Below are 19,520 nucleotides of genomic sequence, written 5' to 3' on the forward strand. Positions count from 1 at the left end.
GACTTACGGGGAATGACGGATTAAATCCGTTGAGCCATCATCTCCTCTCGGGGCGAGTGCCGATGATGACCTTAGTTCACACTCTCGCCGTCGCCGAATATCTGAACTTCCGCCACGCCGCCAATGCGCTCGGCGTGGCGCAATCCAGCGTCAGCGCGCGCGTGAAGGCACTGGAGGAAGACCTTGGCATCCTCCTGTTCGAGCGCCATGCACGAGGTGTCCGACTGACCGAGGCCGGTCGCCACTTCGTCGAGCGGATCGCGGCCGGTGTCGATCTATTGGACCATGCGATTAAGACCGCTGGCATGGCGGCAGCCGGAGAAAGCGGCCGGCTTCGCATCGGAATCCATGCCCTAATCCCCCGCAGCTTCCTAGCAAAGCTGATCGGCCGATACCGCAAGGATCACCCCGGCGTTGAAGTCGAAATCACCGAAGGCCCAGCCCGTGAAGCGGTGGTGCAGCTTCGCGCCGGCAGGTTGGATGTGGCGTTCGTCGCGGGCACGCCCCAACTACCCGACTGCCATTCCCGTCGCACATGGACCGAACCGCTCTTGGCGGTGCTACCGGAACGACATCCGCTCGCCAAGCGGTCAGCCGTCACATGGCCCGATCTGGCAGGCGAGACGTTTCTTGTCCGGCGTGGCGGCACTGGGCCGCAGGTTCATAGCCATATCGTGCTACGCCACGCCGAGCACTGGCCTGCGCCGTCGATCCTGCGCTTCGACGTGGGGCGTGGCACCCTTTTGTCCTTGGTCGGACAGGGCTTCGGCATCACCATCGTCAGTGCGGCCACGGCGCTGTTGCCGTCAACCGGCATTGTCTTCTTGCCCTTCGCCGACGAGCCGGAGCCGGTCGCCTTCTCGGCTGTCTGGTCGCCGTCCAACCGCAGCACGGCGCTTCGCAACCTGCTCAGCCTCGCCAACGACATGGGCCGACAGGTCTGCACGAATTCGGTACTGCCACGGATAGCGAGGGCGTGAGCTGCAAGTCCATCGGCACCGTACAATTATCCAGCAGCAAGTTCGCTGTGGTTGAAAAGAGCCATAAATGCACCCTTGTCCCGTGGAGACAGGTCATCAACCGCCAGCTCGGCAGCGAGGTCATGCATTATGCAGGGTGGATCGGTATCGTGGCAGTTGCGCGAGCAGATAGGACTGGCGGTATAGGATCAACGCTATATTCGGCTTCCTCTCAACATCATAGCGAACCGAAGTAGTCGCATAAGCCGCCACCGTCAGGAACTGTTACTGCCATCGCCGGAAAGCGACACTTGCATTAACGCCGCCAAAGCCGAATCCGTTGGAAATGGCATGTTCCATGACAATAGGACGTGAAGATTGATGAACGAGGTCGATACCTGCGACCGCAGGATCGGGGTTTGCTAAATTTCTCGTTGGGGGAGCGATTTGATCCCGTAGGGCGAGTATCGTGAAAATCGCCTCAATGCCGCCTGCGGCACCAAGTAAGTGTCCGGTCGCCGATTTCGTGGCGCTTACCGCCACGTCATGATTGCCAAAAACGGATTTTATCGCCGCTATTTCTCCACGATCCCCTACGAGGGTGGAGGTCGAATGAGCGTTCAAATGCTGAATATCGTCTGGCTTCAACCCGGCACTCTGGAGCGCGATTTTCATCGCACGGGCCGCACCTCGACCGTCCTCTGGACCGGCAGTCATATGGTGTGCATCAGCGGTAGTGCCGTATCCTACCAATTCGGCTATGGGCTTGGCACCCCGAGCGAGGGCATGTTCCAATTCCTCTATGACGATCAGACCCGCCCCTTCGGACATTACGAAACCATCGCGCCCGGCGTCGAACGGCCTCGACGCCAGTTCCGGGGTAGTATTGTAGCCGGTGGATAGTGCTCGCGCGGCAGCAAATGCCCCGAGACTAACCTTGTCAATGCATGCCTCTGCCCCGCCGCACAGAGCGATGTCGGCCTCGTTGGAGCGTATCAACCGCGCGGCGTCGCCGACGGCCTGAACGCTAGCGGCGCAGGCGGTTACAGGCGTGCCAATAGGACCTGTAAATCCATGCCTGATGGTAACCTGTCCTGCCGCGAGGTTGGCAAGAAACGATGGCACGGTAAACGGTGAGAGCCTCCGTGCTCCCCGTGTATCCGTTATGCGAACTGCCGAAGCGATAGCAGGAAACCCGCCTATACCAGAGGCGATAACTGTCGCCGTGCGCTCACGTTCGTAGTCGCTGGTGGGATGCCATCCCGCCGTTTCAAGAGCCTCCTTCGCGGCCGCAAGTGCAAACACAATGAAGCGATCCATTTTTCGTTGATCCTTTGTGTCAACGATCAAGTCGGGATCAAAACCGGCTTCGGAATCTTCAATCAGGCTAGGAACGAGTCCGCCGATTTTCACCGGTAGATCGTTGGAAATTTCATCGGGCAAACTCCTGATTCCCGATTTCCCGTCGAGAAGTCTTTTCCAGCTTGTTTCGATGCCAGAACCAAGAGGGCCAACTAAACCCATGCCGGTTACAACAATTCGGCGCATTGGATTATTCCGTTTCTTTTTCTGAGCTTATTTGCTTCACGCGATTTATGACGCGCATCGTTTCCTCTGTTGCGGCGGGGCCTGCCAGAAGAACGGTGTTTTCAGGAGTGATTGCTTCTCCTGTATTCGCGTCGATGATAACGGCGGTCCTCTCCCATCCGGTTTTCTTGTCTCCAAGGCGCATGGCTATTTCATTGGGCGCAAGGTTCCGGTTCCCCCATGCAAACAGGGCGATTGCTACCGGATAAAAATCTCGCCCCTTGTCGGTAAGGACGTATTCAAATCGAGGCGGATGATCATTGTATCGTCGCCTTTCAAACAGTCCTTCCGCCGTGAGATGCTTCAATCGCCTCGCCAAAATGTTCGCGGAAATTCCGAGGTTTTTCTCGAATTCATCGAATTTGCTCAACCCTTGGAAGGCGTCTCGCAGGATCAAGATGCTCCACCAGTCACCGACGCTTTCCAGCGCTCGGGCTGCGGGACATTCGGATGACAGAAAGCTTGTTCGTTGCATGGCACATCCATAATGATGTAACTTCTATTATGCAAGTTACATCTATGACAGCGGCGACATGACGCGAGGGCCATCCAATGCGTCCGTTGCGGCGATTCGCCCCGCCAGTTGCGCAGCGGCGATCACCCGGCCGGATGGCGGTGAAGGCAACCCGTCCTATTTGCCGCCGATAGTATCCGGCAGCCCTCCCGCAGCCCCTTTCCTGTTGCCTGTCCCAATTTTGCCTACTCTCTGATCGGCTCCGTCTCTTTTGCCGACTGGAGCCTGCATTGCGCGGAGGACGAATCCTTTGGGGCCAAATCGCTGTCGTCTTCACCATCGTTCTGGTGATGGTGTGGGCAGCGACGCAATGGACGGCGTTTCGCCTCGGCTTCCAGCCGCAGCTTGGAGCGCCATGGTTCGAGCTGGCGGGTCTGCCGGTCTATTATCCGCCCGCGTTTTTCTGGTGGTGGTTTTCGTTCGACGCCTACGCGCCCGCGATCTTCGTCGAGGGCGGCATCATCGCGGTATCGGGCGGCTTCCTCGCCATCGCCGCCGCCATCTTCATGTCGATCATCCGGGCGCGGGAAGCACGCAACGTCGCCACATATGGATCGGCGCGATGGGCCGAGGATCGGGAAATCCGCGCGGCGGGGTTGCTCGGCCCCGATGGCGTGGTGCTCGGCCGTCATACCCAAGACTATCTGCGCCATGACGGTCCCGAGCATGTCCTATGCTTCGCCCCGACCCGGAGCGGCAAAGGTGTCGGATTGGTGGTGCCGACGCTGCTGACATGGCCCGCATCCGCCATCGTCCACGACATAAAAGGGGAAAACTGGACGCTGACAGCCGGCTTCCGGGCGAAGCACGGCCGCGTCCTGCTGTTCGATCCGACCAACGCCAGATCGTCCGCCTACAACCCGTTGCTAGAGGTGAGACAGGGCGAATGGGAGGTTCGGGACGTTCAGAATATCGCGGATATTCTGGTCGATCCCGAAGGCAGCCTCGACAAGCGCAACCATTGGGAAAAGACCAGCCATAGCCTGCTTGTCGGCGCGATCCTGCATGTTCTCTATGCGGAGAAGGACAAGACGCTGGCAGGCGTCGCCAACTTCCTGTCCGATCCACGCCGCCCGGTCGAGGCGACCTTGCGCGCCATGATGGATACGCCGCATCTCGGCGAGGCTGGCGTTCATCCCGTGATCGCGTCGTCGGCCCGCGAGCTGTTGAACAAGAGCGAGAACGAGCGCAGCGGCGTGCTGTCCACCGCTATGTCGTTTCTCGGCCTCTACCGCGATCCGGTGGTGGCGCGGGTGACGGCGCGCTGCGACTGGCGCATTGCCGATCTGGTCGGCAGCCGCCAGCCCGTCACGCTCTATCTGGTCGTGCCGCCGTCCGACATAAACCGCACCAAGCCGCTCATCCGCCTGATCCTCAACCAGATCGGCAGGCGGTTGACCGAGGAATTGACCACCTCCAGCAAGCGCCATCGCTTGCTGTTGATGCTGGACGAGTTTCCGGCGCTCGGCCGGCTCGACTTCTTTGAATCGGCGCTCGCCTTCATGGCGGGCTACGGCATCAAAGGCTTCCTGATCGCGCAGAGCCTCAACCAGATTGAACGCGCTTATGGGCCGAATAACGCCATTCTCGACAACTGCCATGTTCGCGTCAGCTTCGCCACGAACGACGAACGCACCGCCAAGCGGGTGAGCGATGCACTCGGCACCGCGACTGAGTTGCGCGATTCCACCAACTATGCCGGGCACAGATTAGCCCCGTGGCTCGGGCATCTGATGGTGTCGAGGCAGGAGACGGCCCGGCCGCTGCTCACGCCGGGCGAGATCATGCAGCTTCCGCCAACGGACGAAATCGTCATGGTGGCGGGCACGCCGCCGGTCCGCGCGACCAAGGCCCGCTACTACGAGGATGCGCGGTTTCAGGAACGCATCCTGACCCCGCCCGATCTGGTCGCCGCTCCGCTGGCGCCCAGCCCATCCGCCGATGACTGGTCCGGCCGCGTGGTTGCGGCGGAAAATCGTTCCGCGACGGTCGCGGCAGACGGGGCCGAGGGCGATCCCGCCAATGCCGGCATCCGCCGCGAGCCGGAATTGCCGGAGCATGAGGAAATCGTCGCGTCGGTGCAGCCGCCCGAACAGGAGTTCGAGTTTCTGGACGACGAGCCAGACGTTGACGCGGCCAAGGCCCGCGCCATGCGCCAGCGCATGAGGATGGTCGCGCGGCAGGTGGCGCTGAACCCCGATGATGGAATCGAGCTTTGAGGACACGCCCATGACCACACGCACCCGCCTGAATATCTATTTCGACCCCGCGCTCATTCCGCAGATCGAGGCGATGGCGCTGCGCCGCTCGGTGGCGCTGCGCCGCAATGTCTCGAAATCCGCCATCGTGGAGGCGGCGGTCATGTCCTACCTGTCCGGCGATGCCGACGACCAGCTTGAAGCCGCCATGTCGCGCCGCTTGGACAAGCTCGGCCGCCAGATCGACACGCTCGACCTAGATCTCGCCGTCCTCGGCGAGACGGTCGCGCAGTTCATCCATTTCTGGATGACGATCACCCCGCCGCTCACGGGAGCCGCACAATCCGCTGCCCGTGCCAAAGGCGCGGAGCGGTTCGAGGGCTTCATGCAGAATCTCGGCCGGCGTCTGGCGACCGGCGACAGGTTCCTCAAAGAGCTGTCGCGCGACCTCGACTCACTTCCCGACGATCCGTTGCCGGACGAGTCCGAGAGCAACGGCGATCAAGAGTAAGTATTCGGACCCATCCTATTTACCGCCGTTCGCCGCCGATCACCGCACGCAGCTAGATACTTGTTGAACCGGCCCAATTCCGGGCTTTCTTAATCGACCCCGATCCGGGGACCGCCTGTTGCGCCCCGCCAGAAAGCCGGGGCCGACATGACCACCAACCACCACAGACAGGAAGCGATCCAGCGCGGCGCGCGCATGTTGCGCACCGCGCTCGGCCCCGCAATCGCCCGGCTGCTCGAAGACCCGGCCGTGGTCGAGGTGATGTTGAACCCGGACGGCCGCCTTTGGGTGGACCGCCTGTCCGAAGGACTTTCCGACACGGGCGAACGGCTGTCCGCCGCCGATGGCGAACGCATCGTGCGGCTGGTCGCCCATCATGTCGGCGCGGAGGTTCATGCCCGCAGCCCGCGCGTCTCGGCCGAACTGCCGGAAAGTGGCGAGAGGTTCGAGGGGCTTCTGCCGCCCGTGGTCGCCGCGCCGGCCTTCGCCATCCGCAAACCCGCCGTCGCGGTGTTCACGCTCGACGACTATGTGGCGGCGGGCATCATGTCCGCCGAGCAGGCGGAAACGCTGCGCGAAGCCGTCGCAGCCCGCGCCAATATCTTGGTGGCAGGCGGCACCAGCACCGGCAAGACCACGCTGACCAACGCGCTGCTCGCCGAGGTGGCAAAGACGCAGGATCGCGTCGTCATCATCGAGGACACGCGCGAGCTGCAATGCGCCGCGCCCAACCTTGTCGCCATGCGGACGAAAGACGGCGTGGCGACGCTTTCCGATCTGGTCCGTTCCTCGCTGCGCCTGCGCCCCGACCGTATTCCCATTGGCGAGGTGCGCGGTGCCGAAGCCCTCGACCTGCTCAAAGCATGGGGAACGGGTCATCCGGGCGGCGTCGGCACCATTCACGCCGGCACTGGCATCGGCGCGCTTCGTCGCCTTGAACAGCTCATCCAAGAGGCTGTCGTCACCGTCCCGCGCGCACTCATCGCCGAGACTATCGACCTTGTTGCCGTCCTTTCCGGGCGCGGTTCCGCGCGCCGGCTCGCCGAGCTTGCCCGCGTCGAGGGGCTGGGGCCGGACGGCGACTACCGCATCAGGCATCCCATCCCTTCGACAATCCCCACCAGCACAGGAGAATCTTCATGATCCGCACGCTCACGCGCGGCTATCGCTTCGCCGCGACCGCCGCATCCACCCTTGCCATCAGCCTCATGCTCGCCCCGGCCGCCCATGCGTCCGGTTCGTCGATGCCGTGGGAACAGCCCTTGCAGCAAATCCTCCAGTCCATTGAGGGGCCGGTCGCCAAGATCATCGCCGTCATCATCATCATCGTGACGGGCCTGACCCTCGCGTTCGGCGATACCAGCGGCGGCTTCCGTCGCCTGATCCAGATCGTTTTCGGCCTGTCCATCGCGTTCGCCGCATCGAGCTTCTTCCTGTCGTTCTTCTCCTTCGGCGGCGGGGCGCTCGTTTGATGGCGGGCGGACTCGAACAGCTCGACGCGGTGCCGGGTTTCTCGATCCCGGTCCACCGGGCGCTGACCGAGCATATTTTGCTCGGCGGCGCACCGCGCTCCATCGCGATTCTGAACGGAACGCTGGCCGGGGCCGTTGGCCTCGGCCTGCGCCTCTGGCTGGTCGGCATCGCCATTTGGGCCATCGGCCATTTCGCAGCCGTATGGGCGGCGAAGCGCGATCCCCAATTCGTCGAGGTCGGGCGTAGGCATCTGCGCATCCCCGGCCATCTGGCGGCGTGAGGGCGCGGCCATGATGAACCTTTCCGAATATCGCCGCACCGCCACCCGGCTCGCCGACTATCTGCCATGGGCCGCGTTGCTCGGCTCCGGCGTCGTCTTGAACAAGGACGGCAGTTTTCAGAGGACCGCGAAGTTTCGCGGTCCCGATCTGGATTCCGCTGTCGCCGCCGAGCTGGTCGCCGTCGCCGGCCGCATCAACAACGCCGTGCGCCGCCTCGGCTCCGGTTGGAGCATCTTTGTCGAGGCGCAGCGCAACGAGGCCGCAACCTATCCCGACAGCACCTTTCCCGATCCCGCATCGGCGCTGGTCGATGCCGAGCGCAAAGCCGGGTTCGAGGAAGCAGGCACGCATTTCGTGTCGGGCTATTTTCTGACCTTCCTCTGGCTGCCCCCGGCCGAGGAAGCCGCCCGCGCCGAAACATGGCTCTACGAGGGCCGCGAGAAAACCGGCGTCGACCCGTGGGAGCTGCTGCGCGCCTTCATCGACCGCACCGACCGCGTGCTGGCCTTGCTCGACGGCTTCATGCCGGAGTGCCGTTGGATGGATGACGGCGCGACGCTAACCTATCTCCATTCCACCATCTCGACCAACCGGCATCTCGTGCGCGTGCCCGAGGTGCCGATGCACCTCGACGCGCTGCTCGCCGACCAGCCCTTGACCGGCGGGCTGGAGCCGCGCCTTGGCGACGCGCATCTGCGTGTCCTGACCATCGTGGGATTCCCGACCGCGACGACGCCGGGCCTGCTCGACGAAATGAATCGCCTGCCGTTCCCCTACAGGTGGAGCACGCGGGCGATCCTGCTCGACAAGACCGATGCGACGCGGCTGCTGACTCGCATCCGCCGCCAATGGTTCGCCAAGCGCAAGTCCATCGCCGCGATTCTGAAAGAGGTGATGACGAACGAGGCGTCCGCGCTGGTGGACACCGACGCGGCCAACAAGGCGCTCGACGCCGACATGGCCTTGCAGGAACTCGGCGCGGACGTGGCGGGCATGGCCTATGTCACGGCCACCGTCGCCGTATGGGATGCCGACCCGCGCATTGCCGACGAGAAGCTGCGCCTGGTCGAGAAGATCGTTCAGGGCCGCGACTTCACCGCCATGCCCGAGAGCGTCAACGCAGTTGACGCATGGCTCGGCAGCCTGCCCGGACACGCCTACGCCAATGTCCGCCAGCCGCCTATCAGCACTTTGAATCTCGCCCACATGATCCCGCTGTCGGCGGTGTGGGCGGGGCCGGAACGGGACGAGCATTTCGGTGCGCCCCCTTTGCTCTTTGGAAAGACCGAAGGCTCAACCCCGTTCCGGTTGTCTTTGCATGTCGGCGACGTAGGGCACACCCTTGTCGTCGGCCCCACGGGGGCGGGCAAGAGCGTGTTGCTCGCCCTCATGGCTTTGCAGTTCCGGCGCTATGCAGGATCACAGGTGTTCGCCTTCGACTTCGGCGGCAGCATCCGCGCCGCGTCGCTCGCCATGGGCGGCGACTGGCACGATTTGGGCGGCGGGCTGACAGAAGGGGCCGAGGCGTCCGTTTCGCTCCAGCCGCTTGCCCGCATCCACGACACCTATGAACGCGCATGGGCGGCCGACTGGATCGCCGCCATCCTCATGCGCGAAGGCATCGCCATCACGCCCGAGGTGAAGGAATATCTTTGGACGGCGCTGACTTCGCTCGCCTCGGCACCGGTCGAGGAACGCACGATCACCGGCCTTGCGGTGCTGCTGCAATCCAACGATCTGAAACAGGCGCTCCGGCCGTTCTGCGTCGGTGGGGCCTATGGCCGGCTGCTCGACGCCGAAGCCGAACATCTCGGCTCGGCCGATGTGCAGGCGTTCGAGATCGAGGGCCTTGTCGGGACCGGCGCGGCCCCGGCCGTCCTGTCCTACCTGTTCCACCGCATCGGCGACCGGCTCGACGGCCGACCCACGCTGCTCATCATAGATGAAGGCTGGCTCGCGCTCGACGATGAAGGTTTCGCCGGCCAGCTCCGCGAATGGCTGAAAACGCTGCGCAAGAAAAACGCCAGCGTCATCTTCGCCACGCAAAGCCTGTCCGACATTGACGGCAGCAACATCGCACCCGCGATTATCGAGAGCTGCCCCACGCGGCTCCTGCTGCCGAACGAGCGCGCCATCGAGCCGCAGATTACCGAGATTTATCGGCGCTTCGGATTGAATGACCGGCAGATCGAAATCCTCGCAAGGGCCACGCCCAAGCGGGATTATTACTGCCAAAGCCGCAGGGGCAATCGCCTGTTCGAGCTTGGCCTGTCCGAAGTCGGCCTCGCACTCTGCGCCGCATCCGCCAAATCCGACCAGACGCTCATTGCGCAGATCGTCGCCGAACACGGCCGCGACGGCTTCCTCGCCGCATGGCTGCGCGAGCGCGGCGTCGATTGGGCGGCCGAACTGATCCCAAACCTCACCAATCTTGCCGACCGGCCGGAATCCGCCGCGCCGGCCCGGCTCGATACCACACAGGAGATTCTTCCATGACCTATCCCAAGTTCGTCGGGGCCTCGGCCCTTGCACTGGCGCTCGCCGTGCCCGTCGCGCTGTCGCCCATGCTGGCGAGCCCGGTCCATGCGCAATTCGGCTTCGACCGCATCGTTTATGACCCGAGCAACTATGCGCAGAACGTGCTCACGGCAGCGCGCACGCTGGAGCAGATCAACAACCAGATCACCAGCCTCCAGAACGAGGCGCAGATGCTCATCAATCAGGCCCGCAATCTGGCGAGCCTGCCATATTCGTCGCTCCAGCAGCTCCAGCAGAACGTCCAGCGCACGCAGCAGCTTTTGGGGCAGGCGCAGAATATCGCGTTCGAGGTCGGGCAGATCGACCAAGCGTTCCAGAGCCAATATGGCAATGTCTCGCTATCGGCGACCGACGCCCAGCTTGTCGCCGATGCGCGCGGCCGCTGGGAGAACACGGTCGGCGGCTTGCAGGACGCCATGCGCGTGCAGGCGGGTGCGGTCGGCAATATCGACGGCAACAGTGCCGAGATGGCCGCGCTGGTCGGCCAGAGTCAGGGCGCAACCGGCGCGCTGCAAGCCACACAGGCCGGCAATCAGCTTCTCGCGCTCCAGTCGCAACAGCTTTCCGACCTGATCGCGGTCATCTCGGCGAACGGCCGCGCCGATGCGCTCACGGAGGCCGAGCGCGCGACCGCCGCCGAACAGGGCCGCATCCAGCGCGAGCGGTTCCTGACGCCCGGCAGCGGCTATCAGCCGGGCAACGCGCAGATGTTCAACGGCAACAACTGACGGGGAGGCTCGCCATGGACGGCAAGATGCTGGCCCGGCTCGGGGCCGTTGTATTCATCGCCATCGCCGTCACGGCGACCGCAATCGACATGGCGCGGAAGGACGAGCCTTCCGCGCCGCCCCCGGCCTCGGCCTTCCAGTCCCCGGCTGATCCGCTGCGCGAAACCCTGCGCCGCTGCCAGCAGCTCGGCGAGGCGGCGGCGAGCGACACCGATTGCCTCGCCGCATGGGCAGAATCCCGCGACCGCTTCCTCGGCCGTGACCGCAGCGAGGCGCGCTGACCATGGGCAACACGGGCGTCATCAACTCGTTTCTAGGCGTATTCACCTCCTACATCGACAGCGGTTTCGGCCTGCTCGGCGGCGAAGTCGCCTTCATCGCCACCACCCTGATCGTCATCGACGTGACGCTCGCCGCCCTGTTTTGGGCATGGGGCGCGGATGACGACATCATCGCGCGGCTAATCAAAAAGACCCTGTTCGTCGGCGTCTTCGCCTACATCATCTCCAACTGGAACAATCTCGCTCGGATCGTTTTCGAGAGCTTCGCCGGCCTCGGCCTGATGGCGTCGGGCACCGGCTTTTCCGTCACCGATCTGATGCGGCCGGGCCGCGTGGCGCAGACCGGCCTCGACGCCGGCCGCCCGCTGCTCGACTCCATTTCCGACCTGATGGGCTGGATCGCCTTCTTCGAGAACTTCATCCAGATCGCGTGCCTGTTGTTTGCGTGGGCGCTGGTTGTGCTCGCGTTTTTCATTTTGGCGATCCAGCTTTTCGTGACGCTGATCGAGTTCAAATTGGTGACGCTCGCCGGCTTCGTCCTCATCCCCTTCGGGCTGTTCGGCAAGACCGCGTTCATGGCCGAGAAGGTCTTGGGGAACGTAGTATCGTCCGGCATCAAGGTCTTGGTCCTCGCCGTTATCATCGGCATCGGCAGCACCCTGTTTTCGCAATTCACCGCCGGTTTCGGCGGGGCAACCCCGACTATCGACGACGCCATGGCGATTGTGCTGGCAGCCCTGTCGCTGCTCGGCCTCGGCATCTTCGGTCCCGGCATCGCCAACGGCATCGTCTCTGGCGGCCCGCAGCTTGGCGCGGGTGCTGCCGTGGGAACCGGGCTTGCGGTCGCAGGCGCAGCCGTCGCCGCTGGCGGCGGGGCCATGCTCGCCGCCAAAGGCGGTGCCGCTGCCCTGTCCGGCGGGGCCGCGGCCGTCCGCGGCGGTGCGGCCACCGCGGGCGCGGCGACCGCTGCCTACAGCGTCGGCTCGCTCGGCCAGTCCGGCGCGGCCGGTGTCGCTTCCGGCCTCGGCGGCGTCGCGCGTGCCGCAGGATCGGCGGCTATCTCGCCCCTCAAACGCGCCGCCGCGCGCGCCAGCGAATCCGTCAAATCCAGCTTCTCCGCTGGTGCGAAAGCCGGTTTCGGCGCGTCGGGCGGCAGCTCCACCATGGGCACAGTCGGCGGCGCGAGCGCCGATCCCACCGCAGCAGCATCCGGCCCGGCCGGCAGCCCGCCCGCATGGGCGCAGCAGATGCGCCGCTCGCAGGCAATGAACCACGGCACCACCATGGCCGCCCATGCGGTGCGGTCTGGCGACAGCCACGGTTCCGGTTCCTCCGTCAACCTTTCCGAAAGTGACCGCTCATGAGCATCTTCAAACGACCAGCAACCCATTACGGCAAATCGCCGGAACCCGAGACGCCCTATCAGAAGGCCGCGCAGGCTTGGGATGAGCGTATCGGCTCGGCCCGCGTGCAGGCTCGCAACTGGAGGCTCATGGCCTTCGGCTCCCTGATCCTGTCTGCCGGCTTCGCCTCGGCGCTGGTCTGGCAGACCGCGCGCGGGACCGTGGTGCCTTGGGTCGTGCAGGTGGACAATCTCGGTCAGGCGCAGACCGTCGCGCCCGCCAATGCCGACTATCGCCCGACCGATCCGCAAATCGCTTTTCATCTCGGCCGCTTCATCGAGCAGGTCCGCGCGATCCCGGCCGACGCGATCATTGTCCGTCAGAACTGGCTTCGCGCCTATGAGTGGACCACGGATCGCGGCGCGGCGGCGCTCAACGATTACGCCCGTGCCAATGATCCCTTCACCCGCGTCGGCCGTCAGCAGGTCGCCGTCGAGGTGTCCAGCGTCATCCGGGCCTCGCCCAACAGCTTCCGCGTGGCTTGGACGGAAAGGCATTTCGAGAACGGCCAGCTTTCCACCACGGAACGATGGACGGCCATCCTCACCATCGTCATCCAGCCACCGCGCGACGCCGAACGCCTGCGCGCCAATCCGCTGGGAATCTACGTCAATGCAATTTCATGGTCGCGGGAGATGAGCCAATGAAACGCTCAGCTTGCATCAATCACCTCGCTGATCTTTCCCTCGGAGATCATGAAGAACGAGGTGCCCGTCATCTTGACTTCCTGCCCGGCCTTCCAGCCATTGGGCAGGTCGGTTTTGACCTTGGCGCGATAGCCGATGCGCACGGCTGCACGGTCGTCTATCGCGATACAGTCGAGGATCGTCTGTTCTCTTTCAGCAAACAACTGGACGCCCTGTTCCGCCAGCGCGCGAAATGCCTCGATCCCGTGCGTTTCGTTCGTCGTCTCTCCGTTCGATCTGTTGATAAACCGAACGTCGCCCGACAGGCAGTCGAGCATCGCCTGAACATTCATCCTGTTGTAGGCGTCGATATACCGGGCAACAATCGTCGGCACAGAATCCATTCTGTTGGTTCCTCCTTACTGATCCTGAAGTCGCTAACCTATGCGATTTTTGCGACGGCGTTTGCAATTACTTTGGCAGGCTGCGCGACCAACCGGACACCGCAATTCAGCTACGACGCCAGCGTGCCGCCGCTGCCGACCGTGCAGGCGGCGGCAACCGACAATACGCCCCGGCCGCTGCATGTGCCCCCGGCATGGACCGTGGCGCGCGGCGGCACCGCCGCCGGCACGCCGACCGGCCGCGTCGAGAACGCCAATGCCGCCGCCCGCGTCGAGCCGCGCCGCGAAGGCTACTACAACGCCATCCAGATTTATCCGTGGTCGGAAGGCGCGCTCTATCAGGTCTATGCCGCAGTCGGGCAGATCACGACCATTGCGCTGGAGCCGGGCGAGAGTTTGACAGGCGCGGGGCCGATCGCGGCCGGGGACACCGCCCGCTGGATCATCGGCGACACCGAAAGCGGCAGCGGCGCAAACCGTCGTGTCCATATCCTCGTGAAGCCCACGCGGCCGGACATTTCCACCAACCTTATCGTCACCACCGACCGGCGCACCTACATGATCGAGCTGCGCGCGCGGGAATCGCTCTACATGCCCGCCGTGGCATGGGCCTATCCCGCACCGCCTGCCGGCCAGCGCCAGACGGTTCCGGCCGCGCCGATCATTCCGGCCGAGGCGGCACGGAACTATCGCTACGCCTTGCAGGTGCAGGGCGACAGCCCGCCATGGCGGCCGGTTTCCGTCTTCGACGATGGCAGGCGCGTCTATGTCGTCTTCCCGGCCGGGATCGTGCAGGGCGAGATGCCGCCGATCTTCGTGCTTGGCGCGAACGGCGAGCCGCAGATCGTCAACAGCCGTATCCATCAGAACGTCCTGATCGTGGATCGCCTGTTCGGCGCGGCCGAGCTGCGCCTTGGCAGCGGCAACCGCCAGCAGGTTGTCAGGATCGTCCGCACCAACCCGACGCAGGCCGCCGCCGCCCAGCCCGCCAGCGCGACCGGAGACACCCCGTCATGAGCGAGAACACCATCACCGACACCATCGCGCCCATGCGCCTGCGCGCCGAGCCGCCCCGTGTTACGCGCCTGTCCCGCAAGATGCTGGCAGGCGTCGGAGCCGTCGCGCTTCTCGGCATCGGTGGGGCGCTGATGTACGCGTTCCAGACCCGCGACGGGGGGCCGGGAGGCGACGAACTCTATTCGACCGAGAACCGGCCCACGGCGGACGGCCTGTCCGGCCTGCCGAGCGACTATAGCGGGCCGGCGCTCGGCCCCGCGCTACCCGGCGACCTCGGCCGTCCGATCCTCGACGCGCAGACAAGGGGACAGCCGGTCGCGCCGCCCGTCATGACGACGCCCGCCGTCGATCCCGAAGAAGAACGCCGCAGGGCCGAGGAAGAAGCCGCGCGCTTGAGCAACGTCTTTTTCCAGTCCGGCCCGCGCACGGGAGCGCCGGCAGGGACGGCCATGCCCGGCCTCGGCGGGCTTGGCCTCGGCGGACAGCCCGCGACACAGGATCGCCACGCGGCATTTCTCAATGGACCCGTGGACCGGCAGACCGTCGCCCCGGATCGCGTCGCGCCGCCGGCATCGCCCTATATCCTTCAGGCCGGGGCCGTGATCCCGGCCGCGTTGATAACCGGCATCCGTTCCGATCTGCCCGGCCAGATCACGGCCCAAGTCACCGAGAACGTCTATGACAGCCCGACCGGCTCGCTGCTGTTGATCCCGCAGGGCACCCGTATCATCGGCCAATACGATGATGGCGTGACCTTCGGCCAGCGCCGCGTGTTGCTGGTGTGGAATCGTCTGATCCTGCCGGGCGGCCGCTCCATCGTTTTGGAGCGCCTGCCGGGCGCGGATGCCAGCGGCTATGCCGGGCTTGAGGATGGGGTCGATTATCATTGGTGGGATCTAATGAAGGCCGCAGGGCTGTCCACGCTGCTTGCAGTCGGCTCGGAGCTGGCGACGAGCGACGAGGACCGGCTGATCCGCGCCATCCGCGACGGGGCGCAGGATACCGTCAATCAGGCGGGCCAGCAGATCGTGCAGCGCCAATTGCAGGTCGCGCCGACGCTGACCATCCGGCCGGGCTTCCCGGTCAGGATCATCGTCACCCGCGATTTAGTATTCGAGCCGGCAGGAGGTTGACCATGACGAAACTGAAACTCGGCCCGCTGCCCGACGACAAGCCCGTAAAGGTCATGCTGGAGCTGCCCGCGACCCTCAACCGCGATCTGATCGTCTATGCCGAGGTGCTGGCTCGCCAGAGCGGCCAGCCCGTCGCCGATCCCGCCAAACTCATCGTGCCGATGCTTCAACACTTCATCGCTACGGATCGCGGTTTCGCCAAGGCGCGGCGGGCCGCCAGCTAAGTCCCATTCCGGCAGGGGGTGCCGCCAGCGCATAGGCGCAAATGCGGCACGCTACACGCCGCTGACCTCGCTGCATGGTTCGCCTAGTTTCGGGAGCCTCCGGTTGCCCGGAATCCCGTTGAACATGGCTTAACGAGGTTATGAAGATGAGTGATCCAACATCTGCGCTGGGTAAACGGACAATTCGCAGGCATCAGCTTCGAGAACTCGTTCCCCTTGCTGACACTACAATCTACGACATGGAGCAACGGGGTGATTTTCCCCAACGGTTCTATCTGACGGCCCGGTGCGTGGTTTGGGACTTGGCCGAGGTGGAGGCTTGGCTTGAAGAACGTCGCCAAGCCTCCAGAGAGAAAGCTATCAAACGTGCGCCGTCTCCTGATGTGAAGCTCAGGAAATTCCGGCCCGTCAAACGCTAGGTTCAGGCACCAAAAGGTCCATTGACGGCGGATACAGCGTTGGAGCGTATTTCTGGCCCGCTACCCAAGCGTCCACAAGGTTCGCCCATTCCTGCATCATATGGCGGCGCTGGTGCTCATATTCTGCCTTGTTGTAGATGCCACGGGACGACCGCCCGTCTTCATGCGCCAAGCACTTTTCGATCCAGTCGCTATTGAAGCCCAGCTCGTTCAGGAGCGTGGAGCCCGTCCGGCGTAGATCGTGGACCGTGAACGGTTCGAGCGGCAAGCCCTCTTTCTTCGCCCGCATCACGACAGCGGTGGTGATGCGATTGAAGGTCGCCCGCGACATGGGAGCATCCGCGTCGTAACGCGATGGCAGCAGATATTTGGAATTGCCGGCGCAGGTCTTGAGCGCAATGAGGATGTCGATGGCTTGCTCCGCGAGATAGACGTTGTGCGCCTTGGATCGCTTCATCCGCTCCTTGGGGATCGACCAGACCGCGTTCTCGAAATCGACCTCATCCCAAGTCGCATCCTGTAGCTCACTCTTTCGGACCATGGTGAGCAGGAACAGCTTCATGCCGAGCCGGATCGTCGGCAGCGTCGGCACATGCTCAAGCTGGCCGAGCATGACGCGGATTTCAGCAGGCGAGAGAGAGCGGTCTTTGGGAACAAAGGTCGCGATAGAGGCAGGCCCGACCTCATCGGCCGGGTTCGGCACCTTTTCCCCGTGCAGGATCGCAAAGGCATAAACGAGCTTCACGATGTCGCGGACGTGAACGGCCGTGGCCGGGGCTCCGCGTGCCTTCACCTTGGCGCACATGGCGCGGAGATCATCGGGGCTGATTTCGGTCAGCAGCCGGTTCCGAAAAGTCGGAAGAATGTCCCGCTCATAGATCGAGCGCCGCATCGCGCGGGTGCTGTCGGCCATCTTCGCCTCCTGCAACCAGCGTTCGCCAAACTCGCCGAAGCTCTTTGCCTCTTTGATACGGCGCTTCTCGCGTTGCTTCTCTCGGGCGGGCGACCGCCCTTCAAGTATGGCGCGCTTGGCGTCGATTAGCTTCTCGCGCGCCCGCGCCAGAGACAGGTCGGACGCGCCGTAGCGGCCGAGCGTCAAAGTCTCCCGACGCCCGTTGAGGCGGTAGTCATATCGGAACACGACCGCCCCCGAGGGATTGACCACGACATACATACCGTCACGGTCAACGACCTTATACAATTTATCCTTTGGTTTCAGGGCTTTGATGCCCGCGTCAGTCAGCATTTTGACCCTCCGAGATCGTTCAAAAACGCCAGAGAGCCGCCCAATATACCGTCAGGCCAGAAATGGCCTCCCTGAACGGAAAATTTCCTATTATTCTCAAGGGAATAAGGTCGAAAAAAATACCGTCAGAAGCTCTCTTGCTCCTGACGGTATATTTGTTTTGGCAATGCGACAAGAGACGCCACACCGTCAGCTATACCGTCTATCGCGAGGTTTGCCCCGCGATAGACGGCGATAGATGATGGCAGATTTATTTAATGATTTCAGTTAGTTATGTGCGGAGATCGGCGGTTATCGGCGGCGTTCGGATAGGCCCGAATTATTCCCACTCGATCGTGCCGGGCGGCTTCGACGTGATGTCATAGGTCACGCGGTTGATGCCCCGCACCTCATTGATGATGCGGGTGGCGACGCGGCCCAGGAAGCTGTGATCGAATGGGTAATAGTCGGCCGTCATTCCATCCACCGAGGTTACCGCCCGCAAGGCGCAGGCGTAATCATAGGTGCGGCCATCGCCCATCACACCAACCGTGCGCACGGGCAGCAGGACGGCGAAGGCCTGCCAGATGGCGTCGTAGAGGCCGGCATTGCGGATTTCCTCCAGATAGACCGCGTCGGCCTTGCGCAGGATTTCCAGCTTCTCGCGCGTGATCTCGCCGGGCACGCGGATGGCCAGGCCCGGACCGGGGAACGGGTGGCGGCCAACGAAGCTGTGGGGCAGGCCCAGTTCACGGCCCAGCGCGCGCACCTCGTCCTTGAACAGTTCGCGCAGCGGTTCCACCAGTTTCAGCTTCATGCGGTCGGGCAGACCACCGACATTATGGTGCGACTTGATGGTCACGCTGGGGCCGCCGGTGAAGGACACGCTTTCGATCACATCGGGATAGAGCGTGCCCTGGGCCAGGAATTCCGCGCCGCCGATTTTCGCAGCCTCGCCATCAAACACTTCGATGAACAGGCGGCCGATGATTTTGCGCTTCTGCTCCGGGTCGGACACGCCTTCCAGTTGCCCCAGGAACAGGTCGGACGCATCCACATGTACTAGGGGGATGTTGTAATGGTCGCGGAACAGGGTGACCACCTGCTCTGCCTCGCCTGTGCGCATCAGGCCGGTATCGACGAAGATGCACGTCAATTGCGCGCCGATGGCCTCATGGATCAGCACGGCGGCCACGGAACTGTCGACGCCGCCCGAAAGGCCGCAGATCACCTTGGACGCGCCCACCTGTTCGCGGATGCGGGCGACGGCCTCTGCCCGGAAGGCGGCCATGGTCCAGTCGCCCTTCAGGCCGGCCACCTTGAACAGGAAATTGCGGATCAGGGCATCGCCATGGGGGGTGTGGACCACCTCCGGATGGAACTGCACGGCGTAGAAACGACGGGCATCGTCGGCGATGATGGCATAGGGGGCGCCTTCGGAGGTCGCGACGATGCGGAAACCGTCGGGCAGCTTCGTCACGCGGTCGCCATGGCTCATCCATACCTGCTCGCGCGCGCCCACTGCCCACACGCCTTCGAACAGGGCACAGTCATCCTTGACATCCACGAAGGCACGGCCGAATTCACGGGTGTCACCCGGTTCCACCTTGCCGCCCAACTGTTCGCACATGGTCTGCTGGCCATAGCAAATTCCGAAGACCGGCACGCCCAGAGACCAGACGGCGTCATTGGCACGGGGGCTGTCGGCTTCCGTCACGCTGGCGGGCCCACCCGACAGAATCACCGCCCTGGGCGCGAAGGCGCGGATACGCTCGGCATCGGCGCTGAAGGGAATGATCTCGCAATAGATGCCGGCCTCGCGCACGCGGCGCGCGATCAGCTGCGTCACCTGTGACCCGAAATCCAGGATCAGGACACGGTCGGGGTGGGCGGCGGGGGCGGTGGTGACGGCGTCGGCGGCCATGGGCATGTTCCTGCGGTGGGCGGAAAATGCGGTGCAACCTATCCAAGCCCGCCCGACAGGACAAGCCGCAGCCTC

The 19,520-nt window shown here is 63.8% G+C and carries 20 protein-coding genes and 1 pseudogene; 16 read left to right on the forward strand and 5 right to left on the reverse strand.

The annotated features are described in order from the left end of the window. Window positions 1-65: 65 nt before the first annotated feature. Together ABC728_RS20515 and ABC728_RS20520 are read left to right on the forward strand one after the other, a co-directional pair. Window positions 66-980 carry a LysR family transcriptional regulator gene (locus tag ABC728_RS20515; RefSeq protein ID WP_445376658.1) on the forward strand — a complete coding sequence of 305 codons (915 nt, stop codon included), beginning with the start codon at window positions 66-68 and terminating at the stop codon, window positions 978-980. Then, a pseudogene (locus ABC728_RS20520) lies at window positions 950-1,166 on the forward strand (DUF3363 domain-containing protein); the annotation flags it as partial. The gene ABC728_RS20515 and the pseudogene ABC728_RS20520, both read left to right, overlap by 31 nt. Window positions 1,167-1,244: 78 nt before the next feature. Here ABC728_RS20520 and fabF read toward each other — a convergent pair. Beyond that, on the reverse strand, window positions 1,245-2,507 hold the full coding sequence (gene fabF, locus ABC728_RS20525; RefSeq protein WP_416617561.1) for a beta-ketoacyl-ACP synthase II: 1,263 nt from the start codon (window positions 2,505-2,507) through the stop codon (window positions 1,245-1,247). Between the two features lie 4 nt (window positions 2,508-2,511). Continuing rightward, a complete protein-coding gene (locus tag ABC728_RS20530) occupies window positions 2,512-3,021 on the reverse strand; it encodes a winged helix-turn-helix transcriptional regulator (protein WP_174835064.1) in 510 nt (169 codons plus the stop codon). A gap of 269 nt (window positions 3,022-3,290) precedes the next feature. On the opposite strand from ABC728_RS20530, the gene ABC728_RS20535 reads away from it, so the two are divergent. From ABC728_RS20535 to trbF, 10 genes are all read left to right on the forward strand, one after another. Next, complete coding sequence (locus ABC728_RS20535; protein WP_416617560.1) at window positions 3,291-5,279, forward strand: conjugal transfer protein TraG; 1,989 nt, start codon at window positions 3,291-3,293, stop codon at window positions 5,277-5,279. A gap of 10 nt (window positions 5,280-5,289) precedes the next feature. Further along, the gene (locus tag ABC728_RS20540; protein WP_171009991.1) at window positions 5,290-5,769 is read left to right on the forward strand and encodes a CopG family transcriptional regulator; all 480 of its coding nucleotides are present in this window, start codon (window positions 5,290-5,292) and stop codon (window positions 5,767-5,769) included. A 147-nt stretch (window positions 5,770-5,916) separates the two neighbouring features. After that, window positions 5,917-6,912, forward strand: coding sequence for a P-type conjugative transfer ATPase TrbB (gene trbB / locus ABC728_RS20545; RefSeq protein WP_416617559.1), 996 nt, complete (start codon window positions 5,917-5,919; stop codon window positions 6,910-6,912). Next, window positions 6,909-7,241, forward strand: coding sequence for a TrbC/VirB2 family protein (locus ABC728_RS20550; RefSeq protein WP_021696279.1), 333 nt, complete (start codon window positions 6,909-6,911; stop codon window positions 7,239-7,241). Before trbB ends, ABC728_RS20550 begins: the two co-directional genes overlap by 4 nt. Beyond that, window positions 7,241-7,522 carry a VirB3 family type IV secretion system protein gene (locus ABC728_RS20555; protein WP_416617558.1) on the forward strand — a complete coding sequence of 94 codons (282 nt, stop codon included), beginning with the start codon at window positions 7,241-7,243 and terminating at the stop codon, window positions 7,520-7,522. Before ABC728_RS20550 ends, ABC728_RS20555 begins: the two co-directional genes overlap by 1 nt. Before the next feature lie 10 nt (window positions 7,523-7,532). Continuing rightward, window positions 7,533-10,019 carry a conjugal transfer protein TrbE gene (gene trbE, locus ABC728_RS20560; RefSeq protein ID WP_416617557.1) on the forward strand — a complete coding sequence of 829 codons (2,487 nt, stop codon included), beginning with the start codon at window positions 7,533-7,535 and terminating at the stop codon, window positions 10,017-10,019. Beyond that, entirely contained in the window at window positions 10,016-10,789 is a 774-nt protein-coding gene (gene trbJ, locus ABC728_RS20565) for a P-type conjugative transfer protein TrbJ (protein WP_416617556.1), read from the forward strand. Before trbE ends, trbJ begins: the two co-directional genes overlap by 4 nt. A gap of 14 nt (window positions 10,790-10,803) precedes the next feature. Next, window positions 10,804-11,070 (forward strand): putative entry exclusion protein TrbK-alt, encoded by a 267-nt coding sequence (gene trbK-alt / locus ABC728_RS20570; RefSeq protein ID WP_416617555.1) that lies wholly within the window; start codon window positions 10,804-10,806, stop codon window positions 11,068-11,070. A gap of 2 nt (window positions 11,071-11,072) precedes the next feature. Beyond that, window positions 11,073-12,434, forward strand: coding sequence for a P-type conjugative transfer protein TrbL (trbL, locus tag ABC728_RS20575; protein WP_445376479.1), 1,362 nt, complete (start codon window positions 11,073-11,075; stop codon window positions 12,432-12,434). After that, window positions 12,431-13,120 (forward strand): conjugal transfer protein TrbF, encoded by a 690-nt coding sequence (trbF, locus tag ABC728_RS20580; protein WP_416617553.1) that lies wholly within the window; start codon window positions 12,431-12,433, stop codon window positions 13,118-13,120. The genes trbL and trbF overlap by 4 nt, the downstream gene beginning before the upstream one ends. A gap of 5 nt (window positions 13,121-13,125) precedes the next feature. Here the strand turns inward: trbF and ABC728_RS20585 are convergent, their stop codons facing one another. Beyond that, window positions 13,126-13,503, reverse strand: a complete 378-nt coding sequence (locus ABC728_RS20585) for a nuclear transport factor 2 family protein (RefSeq protein ID WP_174835074.1) — start codon at window positions 13,501-13,503, stop codon at window positions 13,126-13,128. A 123-nt stretch (window positions 13,504-13,626) separates the two neighbouring features. Between ABC728_RS20585 and trbG the strand changes: the two genes are divergently transcribed. From trbG to ABC728_RS20605, 4 genes are all read left to right on the forward strand, one after another. Beyond that, on the forward strand, window positions 13,627-14,520 hold the full coding sequence (trbG, locus tag ABC728_RS20590) for a P-type conjugative transfer protein TrbG (RefSeq protein WP_445376480.1): 894 nt from the start codon (window positions 13,627-13,629) through the stop codon (window positions 14,518-14,520). Beyond that, complete coding sequence (locus ABC728_RS20595) at window positions 14,517-15,653, forward strand: TrbI/VirB10 family protein (protein ID WP_416617552.1); 1,137 nt, start codon at window positions 14,517-14,519, stop codon at window positions 15,651-15,653. Before trbG ends, ABC728_RS20595 begins: the two co-directional genes overlap by 4 nt. A 2-nt stretch (window positions 15,654-15,655) precedes the next feature. Then, on the forward strand, window positions 15,656-15,877 hold the full coding sequence (locus tag ABC728_RS20600) for a DUF2274 domain-containing protein (RefSeq protein WP_416617551.1): 222 nt from the start codon (window positions 15,656-15,658) through the stop codon (window positions 15,875-15,877). Window positions 15,878-16,023: 146 nt separating this feature from the next. Continuing rightward, complete coding sequence (locus ABC728_RS20605; RefSeq protein WP_445376481.1) at window positions 16,024-16,296, forward strand: helix-turn-helix transcriptional regulator; 273 nt, start codon at window positions 16,024-16,026, stop codon at window positions 16,294-16,296. Here the strand turns inward: ABC728_RS20605 and ABC728_RS20610 are convergent. Both ABC728_RS20610 and guaA read right to left on the reverse strand, forming a co-directional pair. After that, window positions 16,286-17,542: a tyrosine-type recombinase/integrase gene (locus ABC728_RS20610; RefSeq protein ID WP_416617549.1), complete on the reverse strand. Its 1,257-nt coding sequence runs from the start codon at window positions 17,540-17,542 to the stop codon at window positions 16,286-16,288. The two genes, ABC728_RS20605 and ABC728_RS20610, sit on opposite strands and share 11 nt — an antisense overlap. A 319-nt stretch (window positions 17,543-17,861) precedes the next feature. Then, window positions 17,862-19,445 (reverse strand): glutamine-hydrolyzing GMP synthase, encoded by a 1,584-nt coding sequence (guaA, locus tag ABC728_RS20615; RefSeq protein WP_416617548.1) that lies wholly within the window; start codon window positions 19,443-19,445, stop codon window positions 17,862-17,864. Between the last annotated feature and the right edge of the window lie 75 nt (window positions 19,446-19,520).

This window comes from Niveispirillum fermenti (genome assembly GCF_052474395.1).